The sequence below is a fragment of the Shewanella canadensis genome, from assembly GCF_003966225.1.
GTDB lineage: Bacteria > Pseudomonadota > Gammaproteobacteria > Enterobacterales > Shewanellaceae > Shewanella > Shewanella canadensis.
Window position 1 is genome coordinate 18,566 of sequence record NZ_RXNU01000012.1, and the last position, 21,347, is coordinate 39,912.

Annotated in this window: 13 protein-coding genes; 7 read left to right on the forward strand and 6 right to left on the reverse strand. The window is 47.4% G+C overall.

The genetic code is table 11. The features are described from left to right. Positions 1–9 precede the first annotated feature (9 nt). Entirely contained in the window at positions 10–954 is a 945-nt protein-coding gene (locus EKG38_RS18340; protein WP_126521768.1) for an alpha/beta fold hydrolase, read from the forward strand. 25 nt (positions 955–979) lie between these two features. Here EKG38_RS18340 and EKG38_RS18345 read toward each other — a convergent pair whose 3' ends face one another. Then, positions 980–3,394, reverse strand: coding sequence for a PilZ domain-containing protein (locus tag EKG38_RS18345; RefSeq protein ID WP_126521770.1), 2,415 nt, complete (start codon positions 3,392–3,394; stop codon positions 980–982). 280 nt (positions 3,395–3,674) lie between these two features. On the opposite strand from EKG38_RS18345, the gene radA reads away from it, so the two are divergent. Together radA and EKG38_RS18355 are read left to right on the forward strand one after the other, a co-directional pair. Continuing rightward, positions 3,675–5,048: a DNA repair protein RadA gene (radA, locus tag EKG38_RS18350; protein WP_126521772.1), complete on the forward strand. Its 1,374-nt coding sequence runs from the start codon at positions 3,675–3,677 to the stop codon at positions 5,046–5,048. Between the two features lie 814 nt (positions 5,049–5,862). Beyond that, entirely contained in the window at positions 5,863–8,037 is a 2,175-nt protein-coding gene (locus EKG38_RS18355; RefSeq protein WP_126521774.1) for an Ig-like domain-containing protein, read from the forward strand. Between the two features lie 355 nt (positions 8,038–8,392). Here the strand turns inward: EKG38_RS18355 and EKG38_RS18360 are convergent, their stop codons facing one another. Beyond that, positions 8,393–8,764 (reverse strand): PilZ domain-containing protein, encoded by a 372-nt coding sequence (locus EKG38_RS18360; RefSeq protein WP_126521776.1) that lies wholly within the window; start codon positions 8,762–8,764, stop codon positions 8,393–8,395. Positions 8,765–9,005: 241 nt separating this feature from the next. On the opposite strand from EKG38_RS18360, the gene torR reads away from it, so the two are divergent. After that, positions 9,006–9,716, forward strand: a complete 711-nt coding sequence (gene torR / locus EKG38_RS18365) for a two-component system response regulator TorR (RefSeq protein ID WP_126521949.1) — start codon at positions 9,006–9,008, stop codon at positions 9,714–9,716. 260 nt (positions 9,717–9,976) lie between these two features. On the opposite strand, the gene torT is transcribed toward torR, so the two are convergent. Continuing rightward, the gene (gene torT, locus EKG38_RS18370) at positions 9,977–11,104 is read right to left on the reverse strand and encodes a TMAO reductase system periplasmic protein TorT (RefSeq protein WP_126521778.1); all 1,128 of its coding nucleotides are present in this window, start codon (positions 11,102–11,104) and stop codon (positions 9,977–9,979) included. Positions 11,105–11,254: 150 nt separating this feature from the next. On the opposite strand from torT, the gene torS reads away from it, so the two are divergent. Together torS and EKG38_RS18380 are read left to right on the forward strand one after the other, a co-directional pair. Then, positions 11,255–14,284, forward strand: coding sequence for a TMAO reductase system sensor histidine kinase/response regulator TorS (gene torS / locus EKG38_RS18375; protein WP_126521780.1), 3,030 nt, complete (start codon positions 11,255–11,257; stop codon positions 14,282–14,284). A 131-nt stretch (positions 14,285–14,415) separates the two neighbouring features. Further along, positions 14,416–15,675: a DEAD/DEAH box helicase gene (locus EKG38_RS18380; RefSeq protein WP_126521782.1), complete on the forward strand. Its 1,260-nt coding sequence runs from the start codon at positions 14,416–14,418 to the stop codon at positions 15,673–15,675. Positions 15,676–15,880: 205 nt separating this feature from the next. Here the strand turns inward: EKG38_RS18380 and EKG38_RS18385 are convergent, their stop codons facing one another. Beyond that, the gene (locus tag EKG38_RS18385) at positions 15,881–17,494 is read right to left on the reverse strand and encodes an ethylbenzene dehydrogenase-related protein (RefSeq protein ID WP_126521784.1); all 1,614 of its coding nucleotides are present in this window, start codon (positions 17,492–17,494) and stop codon (positions 15,881–15,883) included. 360 nt (positions 17,495–17,854) lie between these two features. On the opposite strand from EKG38_RS18385, the gene EKG38_RS18390 reads away from it, so the two are divergent. Further along, positions 17,855–18,106 (forward strand): DUF3624 domain-containing protein, encoded by a 252-nt coding sequence (locus EKG38_RS18390; protein WP_126521951.1) that lies wholly within the window; start codon positions 17,855–17,857, stop codon positions 18,104–18,106. 102 nt (positions 18,107–18,208) lie between these two features. Here the strand turns inward: EKG38_RS18390 and torD are convergent, their stop codons facing one another. Then, on the reverse strand, positions 18,209–18,856 hold the full coding sequence (torD, locus tag EKG38_RS18395; protein ID WP_126521786.1) for a molecular chaperone TorD: 648 nt from the start codon (positions 18,854–18,856) through the stop codon (positions 18,209–18,211). After that, positions 18,853–21,345 carry a trimethylamine-N-oxide reductase TorA gene (gene torA / locus EKG38_RS18400; RefSeq protein ID WP_126521788.1) on the reverse strand — a complete coding sequence of 831 codons (2,493 nt, stop codon included), beginning with the start codon at positions 21,343–21,345 and terminating at the stop codon, positions 18,853–18,855. The genes torD and torA overlap by 4 nt, the downstream gene beginning before the upstream one ends. Between the last annotated feature and the right edge of the window lie 2 nt (positions 21,346–21,347).

Consider the following 21,347-nt stretch of genomic DNA (forward strand, 5'->3'; position numbering starts at 1 on the left):
GATTCACTCGTGGCCATAAAACAAGACTCGCATTTTATCCCATACCTCGGCGGTAGACTCCATTTGAGGCAAATTCGCTCGAGTGATACAGACATCAAAGATATGTCAAAACCACCAATCCTGATGCTTCATGGTGCCATGTCCAATGGACGTGTCTTCTACAGTGAAACCGGAAGGGGACTGGCGTGCTTTTTAGCCGAAGCTGGATTTGTTGTCTATGCGCTCGATACACAGGGACGCGGACTGAGTACGCCAAAATTGCAACGCGGCTTTACAGGCGGCCAGGGGGAGGTTATTCGTGACCAGCTGCCTTTGATCCATCACTATATTCTCGGGTTACACCCTAAAGTATCTAAGGTTCATTGGTGCGGCCATTCGTGGGGCGGCGTGCTTATGGCCAGCGCGATTAGCCGATTCCCCTTGTTTCAGGACAGTGTGGCCTCACTGCTTACTTTTGGCAGCAAGCGTAGGATTAAAATCAGATCGCTTAAGAAGTGGATGATGGTCGATCTGGGGTGGAACAAGTTGGCCCAAGCTATAGCATGGAGTCATGGCTATCTGGCTGCCGACAAATGGCGAATGGGAATGGACAATGAGAGTCGTCAGTCACTCGCTCAAAGCATCGATTGGGTGAGGGGAGATTGGATAGATCACGATGACGGTTTCGATTACGCAAGGGCCGCCAGAGGTGTCGCCGAGCAGGGAAAGTGGCCCAAGTCCTGGTTTATTGCGGGCTCAGGGGATCATGTCTTAGGAAACCCCGCCGATGTGCAACGCATGGTTAAGGAGTGTCAGCTTAAGGATGTGAACTATACCCTGTTATCAAAGGCTAAGGGTTATAAACATGATTATGGCCATGCCGATATGTTGACCCATAAAGATGCCGTGGACGACCATTTTGTTCAGGTGCGGCAGTGGTACCTGAACAGCCACACCTCTACCAGACACCGTTGATTCGTTAGCTGGATCCTGAAAGAGTTTAGGCCGAAACCTCAAGTTGCTGCTCAGGGTATTCATAAAGGTCGGGGTATCTCAGCTGAACCTCTTCGGTAATATCCAGCAGCTCGCCAACTCCGATGATCCGCCATAACAGCTCCTCTAATTTCTTAGATTTATGGGGGGCGTGTGCGTTGATATATTCGAGCTCCCGACGAATATAGTTAAGATCTGGTTTTCCCGATGCTCCACGATAGACTCTTAGTGCCATAAAACGTCCCAGATTATTACTCTGGTTGATGAAGTGCTGTCTGGCATTGTTATCACCAATCTCCGTTGGTGGAAGACACTTTACCCTGACCTGACCCTGAGATTGTCTCGATACCTGAAGATAGACTTCAAAGTACTCTAAACCGTTTTGGGGCTTCATGGCTCTGATAGGATCGATGAATTCTCTCTTCAAGCGACCATCTTTAAGCAGAGACTCTAAGTTGTACTCTAAGTGTTCGGAAGCTGACGCGGCGAAGAGATCCATGATGACATTCTTATGGGTGCCGATCCCCAGAGTCGAAAGCTGTGCCGACTTGGCTGTTTTTTCGATAAAGAAAGGCACCGAATCTAAATGGCGCATAAACAGGTTTTTTAAACCGTCAGCCAACTCTTTGGTTTCACTGTGGGCCTCGGTGACCTTTTCCAGTTTCTCCTCGTTATGGATGATGAGTTTATTTAAAAACTCAACTCCGGCATGGGGGGTATGCCCCATTGCCGCTGCCAGGTGAATGGTGACGTTATTCTTTCTGGTTCTTATCAATCGATAAGCGAGATGATTGAGTTTAGTTTTCCCAGCAAGCGGCTGTAATTTCGGGAAGCTCAACAGTAGTGGTGCTGTTTTATTAAATTGAACCGGACTTTCTAGGGTCAGCTGCAGTCCTTTACTCGATATGTCATGGGTGAAGCCTGTCGCCGTAAGTTTGCCCTGGTTTATGGTTACCTGAGTTTTGAATGCGAAGCGCGCCTCATTTCTTCTCTCGCTAAATTGAAGTGAAAGCAGTTTTATCGGGTTGACGGTGACTTTCTGTTGGCCAAATATCTTCAGTTCGTTGACTTTTTTATCACTCTTACAATCCCAGGCCTGATAATCGATCTGGGCGTGTTCGGCTGTGAGGTTTATCAGTTGTAATACATGAGTGAATCGCTTGAGTTGTGCCTCGGTTAGTGCCGAATAGCCACTATCATCACCGGGAAGTATGCTGGCTTTGTAGCATTGGCTATGGTCTACCTTGTGATGCGCTAACTTAAAGACTTTCCATGAAGCTTTGGTGGCGCCAAAGCTGAGAAACAGCGGCAATAGTTTTTTGCTTTTAAGTTCGGCTAATGTTGCCGAGTAAAAAAAGACGCAACCTTGAGTCTGAAAGGTGAAGCAGAAGAACAGGCTGTGATCTTTATTATCAGGCTCACTGAGTAGTGCGTCTAATCTCCGGCTCGACAACATGCCCGAGAGTTGACTGATATCCTTCTCATCGCGGAAGAAATATTGCAGCAGCTGGTTGTCACGACTGAGGAGCTTATGAGTGATCTTATACTGACCATCATCGGATTCGACAAACAGGGGAAGGTGCGGGAGATGAGGGAGATAGTGTCGCTCAAAACCCAGACCGGTCGCAGCCACTAAAACGTCATTGATATCGACCTTATAGCGGTACTTGTAGCCTTTAATCAGATTAGACAGCATTTTTGCCAGCTCTTCGGTTCCGCTGACACGTTTGAGACGCATCCAGCAATACTCTGAGCTGGACTGTGTATCGACTATCTCGTAATCGACCCCTTTTTGTAGGTCTTCATAATAATACTCTTCGCTCAGCTCCAGCAGTTTGACTCTTATCGGTTTATCGAGATCGAAATTATGTGCCAGCGGTAGTCTTATCCGAGCACCGCCAACCGATAGGTCGACAGTGATCCCCGGTATTTCAACTCTTCCCGATTGTAGTGTCGAGATCCGAATACTGTAATTCATCCTCTCTTCACTGCGATTAAAGTAATTACCTAAGACGACGCCCTTTGCGATAAATGGGGTGAGTTGGCCGTTTTCTTGACTGTTTTCACTGCTACGCTGTTTTAGCTTACGCTGTTTATGTGCTTCGATGACCTGCTCATAAACCCCTAAGGTATATTGGTCTCGATAAAGCGCCATAGATTGCATAAAGCTCTCTTTAGCGGGGCCATCGAGATAATGATGCTGATTGTTGTGGATCACCTCTTCACAAGGGAGTTCAGACTTGTCTCTGAGATCTATGATACGGCTGCAAGGCGAAGAGATTCGATTGAGTTCCATCTTCAGCAAGAAGCGGGTGGAATTTGATTCATCTGCTGTCAGCTGCTGAAATAGCTCCTGAAAATCGGGCTCCATTATCAGGGGCTTGAGCTGCTCAATTAAGGCGCTATGTTCGTCTAAACTCATCTACTCGCTTCTTTTTATGGGATCTATTCTATCTTGGGCTGCAGTTACCTAGCTGATAGTATTATGTCGGCAGGTAAGGGCACTACTTGATAGCTAACTTCCATAACCATCATATTATAAGTCATTATTATTAGACACTATCATTTAGCTTTCGGGTTAGTGATTTCAACTTATCTAGGGAGGAATTTAGCTGCAAAGGAAAAGTAGCTTTCTCAAGCTCATATCTTACGTCATAATCGACCTTTCGGTAATCGATATCTATCTTTCTAATAAAAGAGCTATGGCTAAAAATAAAACAGCATATGTGTGTAATGAATGTGGTCAGGACTTTCCCAGGTGGCAAGGCCAATGCAGTGCATGTCATGAATGGAATACCATCACCGAAGTTCGCTTAGGTTCGAATAAGTCAGCCGGTGCTTCGGTGTCGGGTTATGCCGGTGCGGTTGGCGGTGGTTCAAAGAAGCTCAATGAAATTAAGGAAGTTGACGCCGAAAAGATGCTAACTGGCATAGGTGAGCTCGACCGCGTTCTGTGCGGCGGCTTAACTACCGGCTCGGTGAATATTATCTCCGGCGACCCGGGGGCGGGTAAGACCACCATATTATCCGATCTCGTCTCTCGCATGTCACAACTGATGCCATCACTCTACTGTACTGCCGAAGAGTCGCTGTCACAGTTTAAAAATCGTGTGAACCGTCTCAAGCTGAACTGCAATGAAGATAATCTATACCTGATGGCGGAAACGAGTGTCGAAGCCATCATTGCCGAACTCGAAGCGAAGCAGGTTAAGTTTGCGGTTATCGACTCGATTCAGGCGGTGGTTACCGACTTAGCCAATGGCAGCCCGGGTTCTCCCTCGCAAGTAAAAAGCAGCGCCCAGGCACTGACACAATACTGCAAGCAGAATAACGTCACCATGTTCCTTGTGGCGCATGTAAACAAGAATAATGAAACCGCCGGCCCACAGACCTTGATTCATATTGTCGACTGTCTCACCCACCTGGAGTGTAACGACGGTCAGGTGCGTACACTCAGAGCCAATAAGAACCGCTTCGGTGATGTCGACACCGTTGGTATCTTCAGGATGACTGAGCGTGGCATGCTCAGCGTCGATAACCCCAGCGAAATTTTTCTTTCCGGCTCGACCACCGAGTCTGCCGGCGCGGCGATCACCTGTATTCGCAAAGGCAACCGTAACCTGCTGCTGGAAATTCAGTGCTTAACTACCGAAACCGAGGGGGAGTTTCCCCAGCGAGTCTGTGTCGGGCTTAATATGAACCGTATTAAGATGCTGACGGGGATACTGCGTAAACACACCAAGACTAAGATTTTTCACGATACCTATTTCAACTTAGTCGGTGGATTGAAAATAGATGAGTCAGAAACCTGTATCGATCTGGCGTTGGTCACGGCGCTGTTAAGCAGCTTAAATGATTTCATTGTTCCCAGAACCACCTGCATCATGGGCGAGTTGAGCCTGAACGGCGATGTCCGCCCGATAGATAGCGGCGTGACGCGAGTGAAAGAAGCCGTTCAACATGGCTTTACCGAAGTATTTATCCCTTTCCGCAACTATCACAAATCGATGGAAGGGCTAGGGGCTAAGATCAATCCGGTAAAGACTATCCATGAGTTGCTTGAGTTAATAAATTAACTCTATTAATTTTTCAGGTGTGGGTGGGACTTGTCGGATAACAAGTTCCAAATATCCTATTAGTTAATCAGGCTTCGCTTGAATCTTTATCGTTAGACTGCGTCTAACAACTAACGTCGTGGAATTCCATTCCCTTCTTAATTGTAAAGAGTAGGGCAAAAGAGGACGTACTTATCAACAACGTCCGTGTTTAACAACCAGTTCGGTATTCATACCTCTCGCTCAGAGAGGTCATTGTTATGATCTTTGCCCTTGCATCCACCATGACGCCCCGGCGAAGTTACATGCATTAAGTACAGACCTCCGGTCTATCTTGAAAATAACTAACGTTTTCGATGGGGCATCCAAGCCCCCCTAAAACTAACTCCACATCCATGTGAAGTTCACGATATTTTCTACGATACCCTACGGCAACTTCCAACGGGGAACTGTCGAATCGGGTAGCGATGAGTTGGAAGGCTGCTCTAATTTCTTGGGCAACTCACAGACGGTCACTGCTGCGTTTACACCTGCTATGGTTTCGAGACCGTTATCTCTTCGATTAAAGTGAGTGAGATAGGTTTAAGCATTGTGCTTTACCTGTAGGAGCGGCTTTAGCCGCGAAGCTTTTAATGTTGTATTGCTTGAATTCCAGCTTACTCCCATTTCACATTACAGAAAGCAAGAGTATCGCGATTTAAAGCTGCTAAAAATAGTTGGCGAAAATGGAAGGACGCTTACCAAGCTCGAAACCATAGTACTATTATCGATACTATGATGTGAAAACAAGTTAGTGATATATTAAGTAAAATCTAGTCCAACGGAAGGATTAAATATGAATTTATTAAAACTATCTCTTATTGGATTCATGCTTTTATGGAATCAAGCCCATGCACAAAATTCAGTAATCAGTGGTGGAAATTTTACCGAAAACATTAACATCTTTGACGGAAGATTTGAGCATCAATTTGTTATTCCACAATCAGCATCTTTAGTCGTTAATGTAATGCTTCCTGAATCGACTGAAGTGCAGAATATCAGCGTTACATTGGCTGATGGGACGGTTGTGACCACTGAAAATGCGGACGAGCACAATGTATCAATTAAAAGCTTCATACCAGTAGGTGCCGAAAGTATTTGGGTCTTTCCAGTTAGAACGGTATTTATTAAATTAGCAGGTGTCCCTGTTGGTGTCACTACTATTGCCGGGGATGTGACAGTAAACAACTCCAAAAACATGATACCAATAGCATTTTCGTACAAGGGAGGGGGGCTTTCTTTCGAAAATGATGTGAGCCCTATCATTGCAGTAAATACTGCTACAACCGTTTCATTGACACAAACGATATTAGAAGATGGTTTACCCACGCTTAACCCCGTAAATGCTACTTTAACCATACATCACAAAGACCAACCATCAGTAACTAAGCAGATGTTCGACGACGGGTCTTTGGGGGATTTGCAGGCTAATGATGGCATTTATTATGCCGAGTATGTATTTCCTCAAACGGGAAGATATAGTTTAATTTTCGAATCAACTGTCGTCGATATTAATGGCGTTACTCACAAAGACAGTTCATATTCGTCTATAACAGTAAATTCTGTATCGCCATTTCAATTAACAGGTAACTTTACCGACCAAGGAGTTGATATAGATGGTGATGGATTCTTTGACCAGTTGAAAATCACTTTAGAATTTGAAGGTGTAATCCCATTAGACAAGAAGTTTTCACTCGGTGTACATATTGGTACAGCGGAGCAAAGCCATAGCTCAAGATACATAAAAATCGACCCTTTGAGTGCAGAACACAGTGCGTATTTTGATGGGCTGGATATAAGAAAGTGGCACACTTCTGGCCCTATCCATTTGAGATTAGTGAGAACTTTTAACGATACTGAGGCTAACCGTGAACTTTTGAGTTATAAAGAAAATTTTGGTTCGACAAAACATTATGATAAAAATGATTTTGCCCGAAAGAAAGAAATTATCGACCAAAAATCCGCTACATTTTCATTTATTGACGAAGACGGAAATAATATTTATGAAGGGATAAAAGCTTCATTTATTGTTGATGTGCTTGAAGATGGCGTATACGAGGCTAGAGCGCGACTCAAGGAAGCTGCCATTCACAACGTATGGGATTCAAAGCACTTTCAAAGTAAAGCGAGGCAGACACTTACGGCAGGAATCCATACTTTTGATATTATCTATCCTGCCAAAGATATAATCGAAACGAATCTCACTGGCCCAGGAGAACTCGCTTTATTCACATTCTATAGATATGACGATAAGGTTTTTAGAAGTGTAGATAAAAATCTCTTTGGTATAACTCCCCCATTCGTATGTTGGGATTTTGGGGACTGCTCAGCATCAGGACATAATACGAGCCCAATAGCTTCAGATGATATTTATTTTTATATCGAAGGTTTCTTGGATAACTCTGGAGAACCTAGAGTTATATTAGACTTGTTATCCAACGACGCTGACCCTGACGGGGATGATATTAAGTTGGTCAATTCCAATTTAATTGAACCCACTAATGGTACAGTCAGTTATTGTAACTCAGGTGGTAAGCATTGCTATATCCCTGAACCGGGCTTTTCAGGAGTCGATACTTTTACTTATAATATGATTGATTTTTATAGCAAAAATGGTATTGCAAAAAGCGGTTCTGATACCGGAACCGTTACAATTAATGTCAGAGCAAACAACATGGCTACTCCAGCCAACGATTACGCAGATGGAACATCTGGTCAACCCATAACAATTGATGTTTTAGCGAACGATACTGACCCTGATGGAGATAACCTATTTATTGTTTCTGTAGACCAACCCTTAAATGGCTCTGCCAATGTAGTTAATAATAAGGTTGTATATACTCCCGCTGCCGAGTTTGTTGGTACTGAGCTATTTAACTATGATTTTAAGGAACAAGATCTCGCTTCAGGAATGACTGGTGGCTATACCTATTCAGGAACTATCGAAGTAACGGCTAAGCCCCAAAATTAAAAGCCGATAACAACGCCAGAAATTAAAATGTACAACTGGCTACTATCTAGTTGATTCCGACTTGCTTTGTGGCATTTTCTCGTTAGCAATCTCAACCAATAACCCCAAATCGAAGAGATACCTTTCTTTTGAATCACCAAGTGTAGATGCGGCTGAGGGTATCGAAAACAGGGAAGTTTTCGCTAAGCGGCCACGGACGGCTTTACAGCGTCCCGAAGAAGTATCTGCACATCCCCTCGCCGGAGGCGATAGATAACAATGAAGATACCAGCTTCAACAATCCTACCCAATGCAAAATGAGCCAAGAATAAAAGTGTAAACCACCTTCATTCGAAGGTGGCGGATTATGTGGGGTTTAGTCTTTCCTGTCGTGTACATCGATAAAGTGTTCCAGCTCCCTGTTGAGCAGGGCCGAGTCACCCAGGTTTAGCTCCAGCATCCGGCGGAGGTGGCTGATGCTGTCGACGTCGATATGGATGCAGCTTAATCCGAGCTGTCCCTTTTCTTTATAGGCGAGTTCGGCTTCCATGGTTAACTCGATATCAGAATCGGGCAGAGAAAAGCTGAGAAACAGGGCCCCATCACCAATCGTGAACTCGGCGGGCTCTTCGACTAAGGCACCGTTTAGGCTTAAGTCATGAATTTTCGTGGTCCATATATTTCTGCCCTGTGTGAGGCTGGCTTTAGTATCAAACAATATACGGGAAAACTGACGTCTCTCATCCATACGTTATCCTTAATCTGGTTGTCAGAAAAGATCTTGAAAAAATTTATACGCTTAGGCCTAAGCATAAGCCAGTTTATAGTCAGAGTAAAAAATCTACGACTATAAATCTGCTTTCATTGATCTCAGCGCTAAAAATTGAACAATAAATGGCGCTAAGCGTGAATATTTTACGCATTGCTTATATGCAAATATGAGAAAATGTGAATAATGTAGGAAGTGTTCTGAGGTGGGGTTAGATACCGTGGCGTATAACGTACTGGTTGTTGATGATGAAGCGGTAATTCGCGCAAGATTGAAAGGCTATTTTGAGAAAGAGGGCTATCGGGTTCATGAAGCTCAAGATGGCGAACAGATGTGGAATGAGTTCAATCGTCAGCACATCGATCTGGTGATGTTAGATATCAACCTTCCCGGTGTCGATGGCCTGAGTTTAGCCAGAGAGTTACGTAGCCGCTCCGATGTCGGCATCATCCTGGTGACCGGACGCGATGAAGCTATCGATAAGATCATCGGTCTCGAGATGGGTGCCGACGATTATGTGACTAAGCCCTTCGAGTTACGTGAGCTGCTCGTCAGAGTTAAAAATTTGCTCTGGCGGATGTCGTTAGTGAAAAAAGCGGAGAAGGCCGTGGTCGAGCAACTCGACCAGAAGGATGATGAAATCGCCTTCGATAATTATGTGCTAGAGCTCAACAGCCGCAAGCTGAGACACGGCGATGAGCTGATAAAGCTGACTAAGGCCGAGTTTGAGTTATTAGCAGCATTTGCCCTCCATCCACAGCAGGTTCTGTCTCGGGAGCGGTTGATGCAGCAGACGAGTCATCGAAATCAGGATGTGAATGACAGAACCATAGATGTGATCATCAGGCGTCTGAGAAACAAACTCGATGCGGATCTGTTTGTCACCGTACACGGGGAAGGTTACCTCTTCTCTGCGACAGTGAGTGGATAAGCCGACGCTTCCGGCTGTATGCCCCGCTTGCATGCTTAAGATATAGGAGCGGCTTTAGCCGCGAATGCTCCTGCTCTTGAGGGCTAGATCTTGAATGCTCGTCATCCTGAATTCATTTCAGGATCCAGCTTCAACGCCTTCGAGTCCGGGATACTCATTATTCGGGCATTGCTTTTGTCATGAGCTCATGACTTACAACTTAAAGCTTACAACTCAGAACTTAAAACTTTCTTAGCTTCTGAAATCAATGAACTCTACTGTCAGTTAACTCTGTATATGGGATAAAACTCTGCAGGAGCCAGGCTGTCGCTCAATATGTTATCGCTCAGGACATCTTTATCCAGCATCTGAATGGCGGGGCCGATATCACCAAACTCCCCCGCGCCTTCCAGTACTCTCACCATAATATCTATGGCCAGCTTTCCCTGCAGAACCACCAAGTCATCGCTACTGAAGGCGACTTTATTCCTGAATAAACCGCGCAGAACGGCGGGAGAGAGGTAGCTGCTGACCAGTTTGACCCGCTCCTCAACCTTCTTATGTTGGATCTCCCCAATGGCGGCTTCGATGGCTACGGCGCTGCCTAAGATATAGTCTGGGGTTTGGTCGTTGAGTAGGTGATGCAGTTGATCCCGGTAGAGATTACGGTTGTTATCGGCGTGACGAATGGATGAGATTGTCACTTTACTGTTTTCGAGAGCGGCCATTATCCCCTGTTCGACCCAATCACTGCCCCCCTGTTTCTCCGGCCCGGTCAACAGGGCAAGGGTGGTATTGGCTTGCTCCTTACTAATACTTTTGTGATGGGGCTTGTCATGATTCTCAAGACGGCTCTTTTCTACCTGATCTTTAATGAAGTGACCGGCATGCCAGCCCATCTGATACCAGCTGACGCCGACTCGGGTCTTAATTTTCGGGCTGTCGATTCGGTTAACCAGCGCGATGACAGGCTTAGTGATAGGGTCGTAGTAATAGGATAAAAGCTTAGGGTCGACACTGCCGAGTAAAATAGCGTCGTAGTCATGGTTCATGCAGTGAGAGAGTTGGCTTAACTGCTTCTTTTTTCCATAATAACTCCCAGCCTCAAATAGCTCGAGTTTGATATTGAGGGCTTTAGCATGTTGAACTAAGCCGTAATCGATGCCAATCCAATAGGCATCTTTAAGATGAGGCACTAAGGCGCATATTTTCCATGGTTTTATGGTATTTTTAAGAGGATGATAATCCAGAGCTGAAGCGTGTTGGATTTTGGCATTATAGGGAGTGCGTTGCTCTAATGACCAGTTTAATGAGGACGGCGTGCTATGTACGTTCATCGTAAAAAAAAGCGGCAATAAACAGATTATAAATAAGTTTATTTTGCTCTGTAGGCACTGTTTCACAATCATGGACCTGCGTCATTTTGAGTTTTATATCTAAATCGCATTGTATCATTAAAACATTCAAGAAATATGAGTGAGTCATTTATCACCATCTGTATTATTTCAAGTTTGATATTTAAAGCATATTTGTATTATTAAATCATAGAAGGAATATGAGTGAGTAATTTATCACTATCCAGAAAAAGCCTGGTCGGCCGCCTAATGTTGGCTTTTTGCCTGCTGGGTTTCCTGTTATTGCTCTTAGTATCTCTGGGCAGCCTGAGCCTCTACTGGGTTAAGTTAGCCGATAAATACCTCTATGATGAAGCGCTTCCGGCCTCTCAAGCCGCACGTTCACTGGTTCAATCTTCAAATGCATTGGCCGAAAATGCCACCGCTTTGGGTAGGGTAGAGGAAGAGCCGCAACGACAGTTTATCGGGCGAACCTTGTCGATAAACAGTGCCAACATGCTGGGGGCGATAGCGAGTCTTAAGGTGCTGGAGGTGCAGAGTGCCCGTCGTTTAGAGTTATCTGCCGGCGAGATTATTCATGATATGTCCCAGTTAGGTCTGCAAGTGGGTAAACGACTGGCCGTTGCCGGGCAGCTCTCTACCCAAGGGGAAGCATTGGCCAGGGCGGCAAGTCATAGTACGACATTACTGGAAGCCGAGTTGGCCGTGGTCGATTCTGCCATCCTGGCTAAATTGAGTCTGGCGTATCCCGAGGTTGCCGGGAATTCTAAGAGTGCTTATCTGCTCGATACCGTTATCGAACAAGACTTAGATATTCAAGAGCGACTCAATCGAGCCCTGAAACTGATCCATAATATTGCCTTGGTAGGTCAGCTACTTCAGTCTCCTGAGCAGGAGACCGGACTGTTAAAAGTACTCAGCGGTATGTCTCAAATGCCGGCAATGAGCAGCTCATACCAGATCCAGCCTTTAGCTCCGTCATCGACTTCTCCAACGTCATCTCCAATGTTCAATATCGGTCCCAAAGTTGACTTGATGGCTCTGGAACTGCTCAAGGGCTTAATCAGGGATCCCGCCCGGGCACTGGAGCTCGATAAGGAGCTTGTTATATTGCGTCAGGTGTCTCAGGGGCTGGCGGCACAAAAACAATACTCTCAGTTGCTAAAAGAGCAGGACAAACAGCTCCGGGCACTGTCCGATAAGTTGTATGGGTTAAATGAGGCTGTCGACAATGCGATGGCGACCCAACAGCAACAAGCTGAACTTGCCCGAATCGATTATCTGCAGCAGCTGTCCTGGGCTAAGGCGGGTCTGTGGAGCACCGGAGTTCTTATGTTCCTGGTGATATTATTAGTCATCTACAAGGTGATATACAAAGGGATTGCACTGAGGTTAAACGAAGCCACCGAAGCCTTGTCCCGACTGAGTCTGGGGGATACCCAGGTGACGATTAATTCACATGGTGATGATGAGCTCACGGCGATGGCTAATGCGTTGAAGGCATTTAAACAGAAGACGGCCCATAACCAGAAGTTACAGGCTGAGTTGAGGGACAGTGCCGCCGAACTGACCGAACATAAAGCGGCGCTGGAAATTACCGTCGAGGCTCGAACTCAGGAGCTGGCGATAGCAAACAGACAGCTGGATGCGGAGGCCAAGGGCCATGCTCAGGCCCGAACAATGGCAGAGCAGGCCAACCAAGCTAAGTCGCTGTTTCTTGCCACCATGAGTCATGAAATTCGAACGCCGCTCAATGGATTATTGGGCACCCTGACTTTGCTCAGTCATTCAGATCTACCCATAGCTCAAAAGCAGATGTTAGCCCTGTCGCAATATAGCGGCACACTATTGCAAACGGTGCTAAACGATATTTTAGACTTCTCCCGCCTCGAACAAGGCAAGCTGACTAATGAATGCCGCCCGGTTGCCATCAATGATCTGCTCGATGAGGTCGTGGCGATCATGTTGGCCGGCGCCGGGTTAGCAGGGTTAAAGCTGGTACTGGATAGCCCTCAACTGCCACAGTGTATCAGTATCGATGGTCCTAAGCTGAGACAGGTTCTTTTTAACTTGCTGGGTAACGCCATCAAGTTTACCCCTGAGGGAGAGGTGCGTCTGAAAGTTTATATCGAGGGAGAACGGCTCTATTTTGAGGTGATAGATACAGGGGTAGGGATCAGTCTTGATGCCAAAACCCAACTGTTTAAGGCCTATAGTTCGCAACCTAATCTTGGGCGCTCAAGAGGAACCGGGCTAGGGCTGGCCATCAGTAAAGAGCTGGTGGAATTGATGTGTGAGACTTGTGAAGGAGACACGGATAGCGACTGTGGTGAAACAACTGAAGTCGTTGACCGGCTTTGGGTGGAAAGTGAGGTTAATAAGGGCAGCCGCTTTGGCTTTAGTTTACCTTTGCATGTTTGTAAGCAAGCCATCAGTACCTGCGACCAGGCTTTGAATGAAGTGAGTAAGAAGCAGGTATTAGTGATTGAAGATAATAAAGTGAATGCCATGGTGGCGCAGGGGTTTCTGGCGCACTTAGGTCATGAGTCCACCCTTGCCAATAGCTGCGCTGAAGCGCGCGAGTTATACCGCCCGGATACGGCTAAGGGGTTTGATGCCATCATGCTGGATATTCAGCTGGGGGACGGGTCCGGGGTCGAGTTATTGGAAGAGCTGCAGAACATCAATAACCTGGCACCTCACCGATTAGAGATTGCCGCATTCACCGCCCAGATCCAGGCCGATGATATAGCCAGTTATCAGAAAGCTGGTTTCGACATAGTACTGAGTAAGCCTCTGAATATGCAGTCATTAGCCGCTTGGATTGGTGTCGCTCAAATCCAATCACCGAAGGAGACATCTGTACCGCCTCTGGGCAGTACCGTAGAAGAGCTGAGTAATGGAAGCACTGATGTCGATAAGGCTGAGTCACTGATTGATTTGAACCAGATACAACAAGATATCGATTATCTCGGACTCGATGCCGTCACTGAGATGCTCGAGCTTTACAGAGAGTCCAGTCAAGTTCAAGTACGCGCCTTAGGTGAATATCCCAAGCATACGGGAACACTCCTGCACGCGCTTAAGGGGAGCAGTGCGAGTATGGGCCTTATTGCCATGGCTGAGCAGTGTAAGGCGCTAGAGGGCGGGGCATATCAAGCAGGTGAACATCAAGAGTTATTGCAGCTCTACCGAGAGTCGATCGATAAGTTGGAGAGGATACTTACGCCATAATTCAGCCGAGGGGCGGACTCGCTCCTCCACCTCTCGGTCGTCAGCGGCTCCTGATAAGCCATTCTCACCTTATAGGGAATTCTGTTAAACTCCCCGGCAACTATTTATATCGTTTTCTGTGGTGCCGTGTCATGTCTTTTTCATCTATGGCTTTGAGTCAAAAACTTATAACCCTGCTGTCTGAGTTAGGTTATTCATCACCTACGCCGATACAGGTTCAAGCCATTCCGGTTATTTTGGCCGGAGAGGATATTATGGCCGGTGCACAAACCGGAACCGGAAAAACCGCGGCATTTGCCTTGCCCATTTTGCAAAAGCTCAGTGACAGCCCTGTGGCCAGCGCCGGGATAGATGAAGCCGTGAATATGAAACCTGTTCGGGCATTGGTGCTGACACCAACCAGAGAGCTCGCGCTGCAGGTCCATCAAAGTTTCGCTAAGTACGGCAAAGGCTCAGGCTTAAACACCGCCATTGTCTACGGCGGAGTGAGTATCGATGCTCAAGCCGATGCCTTAAAAGCGGGTGTCGATATTCTGGTTGCGACGCCGGGTCGCCTTTTGGATCATCTCAGGCGCGGCTCGCTGACATTGAAACAGCTGGCATTTTTGGTATTCGATGAAGCCGATCGCATGTTGGATATGGGCTTTAAGGATGAGATTAACGCTATTTTAAAGCAGGTACCTTCTAAGAGGCAGACCCTGCTGTTTTCCGCCACATTCGATCCCAGTGTATTTGCCCTGAGTAAACGTCTGCAGCAAGACCCTAAGCTGATTGAGGTGGATAAACGTAATACGCTAGCCGCTAAAGTGGAGCAGGTCGTTTATGCCGTCGATGCCGACAGGAAGAGTGAGCTTATCTGTCACCTGGTCAAGTCAAAGCAGTGGCAGCAAGTGCTGATATTCAGCCGTAAAAAACTCGGTGCCGATAATATCGCCGCTAAGATGGTTAAGGCCGGCATTAAGGCGCAGGCGTTTCATGGTGACCTGTCACAGGCGGCAAGGGAAAAAGCATTGCAGCAGTTTAAGCAAGGCGAGATTCAGGTCTTGGTCGCGACCGATGTTGCGGCGCGGGGACTCGATGTCGAGGAGCTGAAGGTGGTGGTGAATTATGAACTGCCCTTTATTGCCGAAGATTATATTCACCGGATTGGCCGCACCGGCCGTGCGGGAAATGCCGGGCTTGCTATCACTCTGTACAGTGAAGAAGATGCACTCCTTCTCGAAGAGATCGAGGCGTTACTGGACTCGAGGCTGCCGCAGCAGTGGCTGCCTGGGTTCGAACCTGATTTAACCAAAGCCGAGCCTGTTATCCGAAAAAATAGTAAAGCGGCGCAGAAGCAGAGAGCCAAGCGAAGAGCATCCGGTAGTAAAATGTCGGGTTCAAGGCGTTAAACGAAACAGGTTATGTTTATACCAATCGGTATTATACCGATTGGCATTCGCACATTCGATAATCTGTGAGGGGTAAAAAAATCCCCCCGCGAAGCAGGAGGATTTTATCGTTAGACGGGCATTTTTTCTATCTACACAGGACCAATGTTATCCCTGTCTTATTATCCCTCCTTTTTACTTAAGCATGGCTAATACTTAAGCATGATTAATCGACAGGTGTATCGGTCCAGATCCCGCCTCGTTGTTTGGTCAAGGCTTCCATGGAGCCAGCATCAAATAGTGGTGGCGGTGTCGGATCATTCGCCAGCACGTTATGACAATCGCTACATGCGGCGCCAGCTGTAACGCTTCCCGCTCCACCATGAACCTGATCGACAGGGCTTCCCGTTACAGGATCGGTATAGACCAGACCAGCTGTAGCATTTGCGCCATTCAAGAAGTCTATACTATTGATTCCTGGTTGGAACAACCAGATACGTGTCGCAGGGATAGCATTCCAATTTGGCAATGTATCGCTGCCCGTTCCAGCAAGAGACTGAGCAACGATAGCGCCGGGAACACCAAGGTCACCTAAGGTGATCTTCTGAGGGAAGGATACATAGTGATCTCGGGTGGTGTACTCCCAAAGATGCACTTCGAAACCTGCATCGTAAGTCCCACCCGCTGCCATGGCGATATCATCGGTAGCATTACCGGTATCAAGCGCTCGCTGCATCTGAACATTCCAAACGCCCAGTGAGCCATCACCCGACTCGGGGGTAAAGCTTGTTCCATATGCGGTGATATCCGCTCGGCTATCTGCACCAGGTCTAAGAATACGTCTAGGTACAGTGTCGCCATCTACAGGAACGAAATCGCCGGAAACATCGGCATAGGGAACAGCAAGCGGATTAGGCGTGCTATGCCCCAGTTGCGCAGCATCAGGCGTCGTCATGTAATAGAACGGCGTGGTCCAAAAATCGCTCCAGGCGAAAGTACGATCTCCGAATGTGGTCGTAGGATCCAGCAGGTATTGTGGGTTGCCATCGCCATCGAGACCCTGGTTGAAGAATACACTTTGACCTCCATCGCCTTTACGTCCACCGTTATCCGAGCCATCTCCGGGAGCATTACCGCCACCTCCGCCGGGGAAGTCAGTCGTCTTGATCCACTGGTCGTCGGCCATGGCAATAGGGTTGCTTCTGGCGCCGCGCCAATGCCATAGGTCAGCGGCGATGTCACCTTCGGCTCCAGCATCGCCAGGCAGAATATATTTACCGTCGTGGCCGTTCGCCGATGTCCACTGAGGCATATGGCGGCTATCGTCATGACAACTTAGGAAACAACCTTGTGCACCGAAGGCTCCCGCAGCTTCTGTACGCGTTGGATCGCTAAGCATGATTGAGGTACGTTGCTCATAAATAGTTGATAGCTGCCCCATGTCACCCTGATCGACATCACCGTCTAAGGTCGCCTGAGCATCACGCCTGTCACCGCCTTCTTTCTGCCAAGCGGTGCCGTCATAGCGTAAATATTGATGGCGTTTGCCTTCATTGCCTCGATAAGATAAGCGCCAGAAGAAGGTGTCACCGTTATAGGCCGCTTGTACGTCATAGGCCATTATGGTGCCATGATCGCCATTATGCCCCTCTAAAGTCGGTAGAGGCAGAGTACTTCCACCGACACCATCCGCACCGTCGACGCCGTCCGTTCCATTCGTACCATCGGCTCCAGCAGGACCCGCTAGGCCATCGGCACCATCGGCACCATCATCTCCACCACATCCCCCAAGTAGAAATAATGAGGCGAATAGCCCGGAAATTAAAAATTTCTTATCCATTTTGTCTCTCCTTAACAATCTGTTTTAATATGATTTATTTGCCACTGCGCAAGCTTACTTATTGTTTTATTTCTTTTTTCTCCGATTTTAGTTATAAAGTGGTAAATTTAACAATGTGGTAACAGTAGACGATGGATTAGATGTTGGTGCCTGAAGATGCCTTTAACTTGCATCTTAGTTGATAGGGATCAATTTTTTACCGCTAAAGAGGTGATTTTTGTGATGTAGATTTAATCGGTTGGCAGTTCAATTTATGGCTAGCTAAAGTGAGTGACTTTTGAATCACTAGGAGAGAAAGCGCTTTGTCCTTGTCATATTACTGAGTATCATTGAGATGGTTTGATAAATGTTGAGGTTGAGATGGGGTGCCGTTTTTGCAACACATCTGTGTTTAAAGAGAAGATTGGTCGTTGTAAAACCTGTATGTGGCAGCTCACCATATTGTCTGTGATTAGCTGGCCGCTATGGTTCAGCTTCTATTATGAGCAGCCTTTAGTCGTCGAATCTATCGCCTTGCTATTTTTTTGCGTGAGCTTCTCAGGTTTGCTGCTGTTACATCTGCTGGTGTGGGCGTATCGATATTTCATCCTGGGTGAGCGGGAGCTTAAATAACCCGGCATTCATTTAACCTAAGCTCGGGTTAAATAAAAAAAGCGCCGGGAGACCCAGGCGCTTTCTCTATTCTTTTCTTACAACTTACAACTTACAACTGCTTTACTGCTCTGCCCGCAGACCTGTCACTTCGGCCTGTATCCAGCTCTGTGTTAAGCGGGTAAGCGCACTGTAAAACTGGCCGCTATCACATTGAGTGACCTTGGCGGCGAAGTTTCCTATCCAATTATTGAGATATGACTCGATGAATTCGAGTTGTGCAGTCTCATCACTGCTATTACATAGGTGCGCGGCATAAGCCAATATTACGGCTAAGTGATCGGCTGGCTCCGGGAAGCTACTCTGCACCTGAAGCTGGCTCTGTTTCAAAAACTGCAGCATCAGCTGATGCTGCTCTCCAAACAGAGTCGGCTCATCATCGGTTCCAGTCTGAGCATCCTCCAGATAGAGGCTCGCGTAGGGAGAGGCGCTGTGCTTGGTGCCGACCAGAAACAAGCCACAATAATCGGCGGCAAGTTCGAGCAGGGCTTTATCCGATTTAAGCGTATTGAGTACCGACATCAGAGTATCGACATCACTTTTAAATGCCTGCTCGCTGGCCAGTTGCGCCCAGAAATTCTGAGCGTTATCACTGGTTAGCTCATGCAGAAGTTGATGATCGACCTCTTTGGCAAACAGGGAGGAGAGCAGTTGATAGACTATTCCCCTTGCTTGATTGATAGCATTATCACTTACCGGTTCTTTATTCATATCTGTGTCTCAACAGGTCCATTGAAAGAACTTACTTCGGGTACTTTACCCTGATATTTATCAAATTCAACCAGACAGGTATAGGCAGAGCAGGCTTGGGCCAGCTTTGAGGTACCGATATCCTGAGTCAGAGTATTGGGATCGCCATAGCTGCATAGGGCTCCAATTTCTGCGCCCCCCTCTTTGCTGCCATCTTCACCGACAGGACCATACCAGGCACCCTCGTGAATACGTATGACACCCTGTGGGAAGCTGTCACTGACAACGGCGCCGGCGAGTAGTTGACCACGGTCGTTAAACACACGAACCAGATCGCCATCTTTAATGCCGCGTTTTTTCGCATCGACGGGACTCAAGTACACTGGCTCACGACCCTGTACGGTATAGGTCTCACGATACTCCTTAGACTCACACATCTGAGAGTGCAGACGCTTATCGGGGTGGCAAGACTGCATCCAGACAGGGAACTTATCTGATCCCGGGCCACCGTGGCTACGCTCTGTTTTTTCCATCCATGTTGGGTGCCCAGGACAGTCATCGTAATTAAACTGGGCGATTTTACGGCTGAAGACTTCAATCAGACCCGAAGGGGTGCCCAGAGGATTGATCTCTGGATCGTCCCTGAAGTCTGCATGACGTGTCCATGGCTTACCCTCACCGAAGTGAACGTAACCCTCTTTCCAGAAAGATTCGAAGTCCGGCATATCAAACTTACCGGCATTGGCTGCCTTACAATCATCGTATAGCTTAATGAGCCAATCTTTCTCCGTCATGCCACGGGTGTACGCTTTCTCTTTGCCCATGACGGCGGCGAAGCGGGTAAATATTTCAAAGTCGGAGAGACTTTCGAACAATGGCTCGACCATCTTCTGCATGGCGAGAATTCCGCGGTTCGCGTAGCTGCCATAGACATCGATATCGTTACGCTCGAACGTCGTACAGGCCGGCAACACGATATCGGAGAAACGACAGGTCGCGGTCCAGTTCATGTCTATGGTGACGACGCATTCAAGCTTCTGGAAAGCTTGCTTCATCTTGTTTCTGTCTTGATGATGGTTCCATGGGTTGTTGCCCGAGAACACCATCATCTTGATATCCGGGTAGGTGACTTTCGAGCCATTGGCATCGATAGTCTTACCCGGTTCCATGATGGCGTCGATCCAGCGGGCGACAGGAATGGTACTGCTTGCACCTTTAAAGTCATTGCTATCGAACAGTGGCTTCTGATCTTCATCTAAGTTACGCGGGAAGGCACCCGGTGCAGCGGCGCCTGAAGAGGGTACGCCGATGCTTGAGTAGTGGTGACCATAACTGATACCGCCGCCAGGCAGGCCAATCTGACCTATCATGGTAGCCAGTACGGCCGCCATCCAATAGGGCTGCTCGCCATGTTGCTGGCGCTGAATACACCAGCCCATCATCATCTGAGTGCGGCCTTTGGTCATCACCTTAGCTAAATCACGGATGATCTCTGGCGAAACACCGGTGATTTCGCTTGCCCATTCTGGCGTCTTAGCGACACCGTCGCTCTCACCCAATAGGTAAGGCAGGAATCGGTCGAAGCCCAGACTATAACCTTCGATAAATTTCTCATCGTGCAGCTTCTTAGTTACCATTTCATGGGCAATACCCAGCATTAAGGCAACATCGGTTTGCGGGTTGACGTAGAGCTGTTCACAGCCAAGATACTTCTGTGTCTTGGTGACGACGGGATCTATGCTGATCACGCGGATCTTGCCTTGCTTCACTTTCTCTTTCAGCTGAGCAAGGTAGGCAAATGACTCGTGAGTCTCGGCGTTCCAGCCTACCTGAAGGTTCTTGTAAGGATCATTTGACCATAAAATAATGGTGTTCGACTCTTCGAGGATCAGCGGCCAGGAGGTGCCTTGAGCATAGACCTCGGTTGAACCTAAGATATAGGGCAGGATAGTTTGTCCCGCACCCGTTGAGTAGTCACCCACTTTTTTCACGAAATTACCGTGCATGCCTATGGCGCGTTGCATATGGCTGGTGCTGGAGTGCAACTGACCCGTGGCGCGCCAGCCGGTTTGACCTGCATGCAGCCCCGATGGGCCATACTTAGTCTGCACTTCATCGAGTGAGTCTTTAAGTAGGTGGAGGGCCTTGTCCCACGTTACACGAACGAAGCGAAAATCACCGCGCTGTGTGGTGTCACTCTTATGACCCTTAAGCAGGAAGTCTAAGCGCACCATAGGGTAGCGAACGCGAGATGGATTATAGACCAAGCCTTTAATACCATTGATCATATCCGTTGGATATTTATCCAGGTCGAAGGGTTTTACCTGATCAATCACGCCATTCTTACGCTTCATCTTGAACGCACCGAAGTGCGAACCTGTCGTTAACCAGCCATCTTTTGACTTGGCGCCAGACGCGGCTAAGGCATTGAGTGGAGCGAGTACCGAGGCTCCGCTTAGGACAACATAAGATGTTGATACTAAGCCTTTTAGAAAGTCTCTTCTGTTCATTA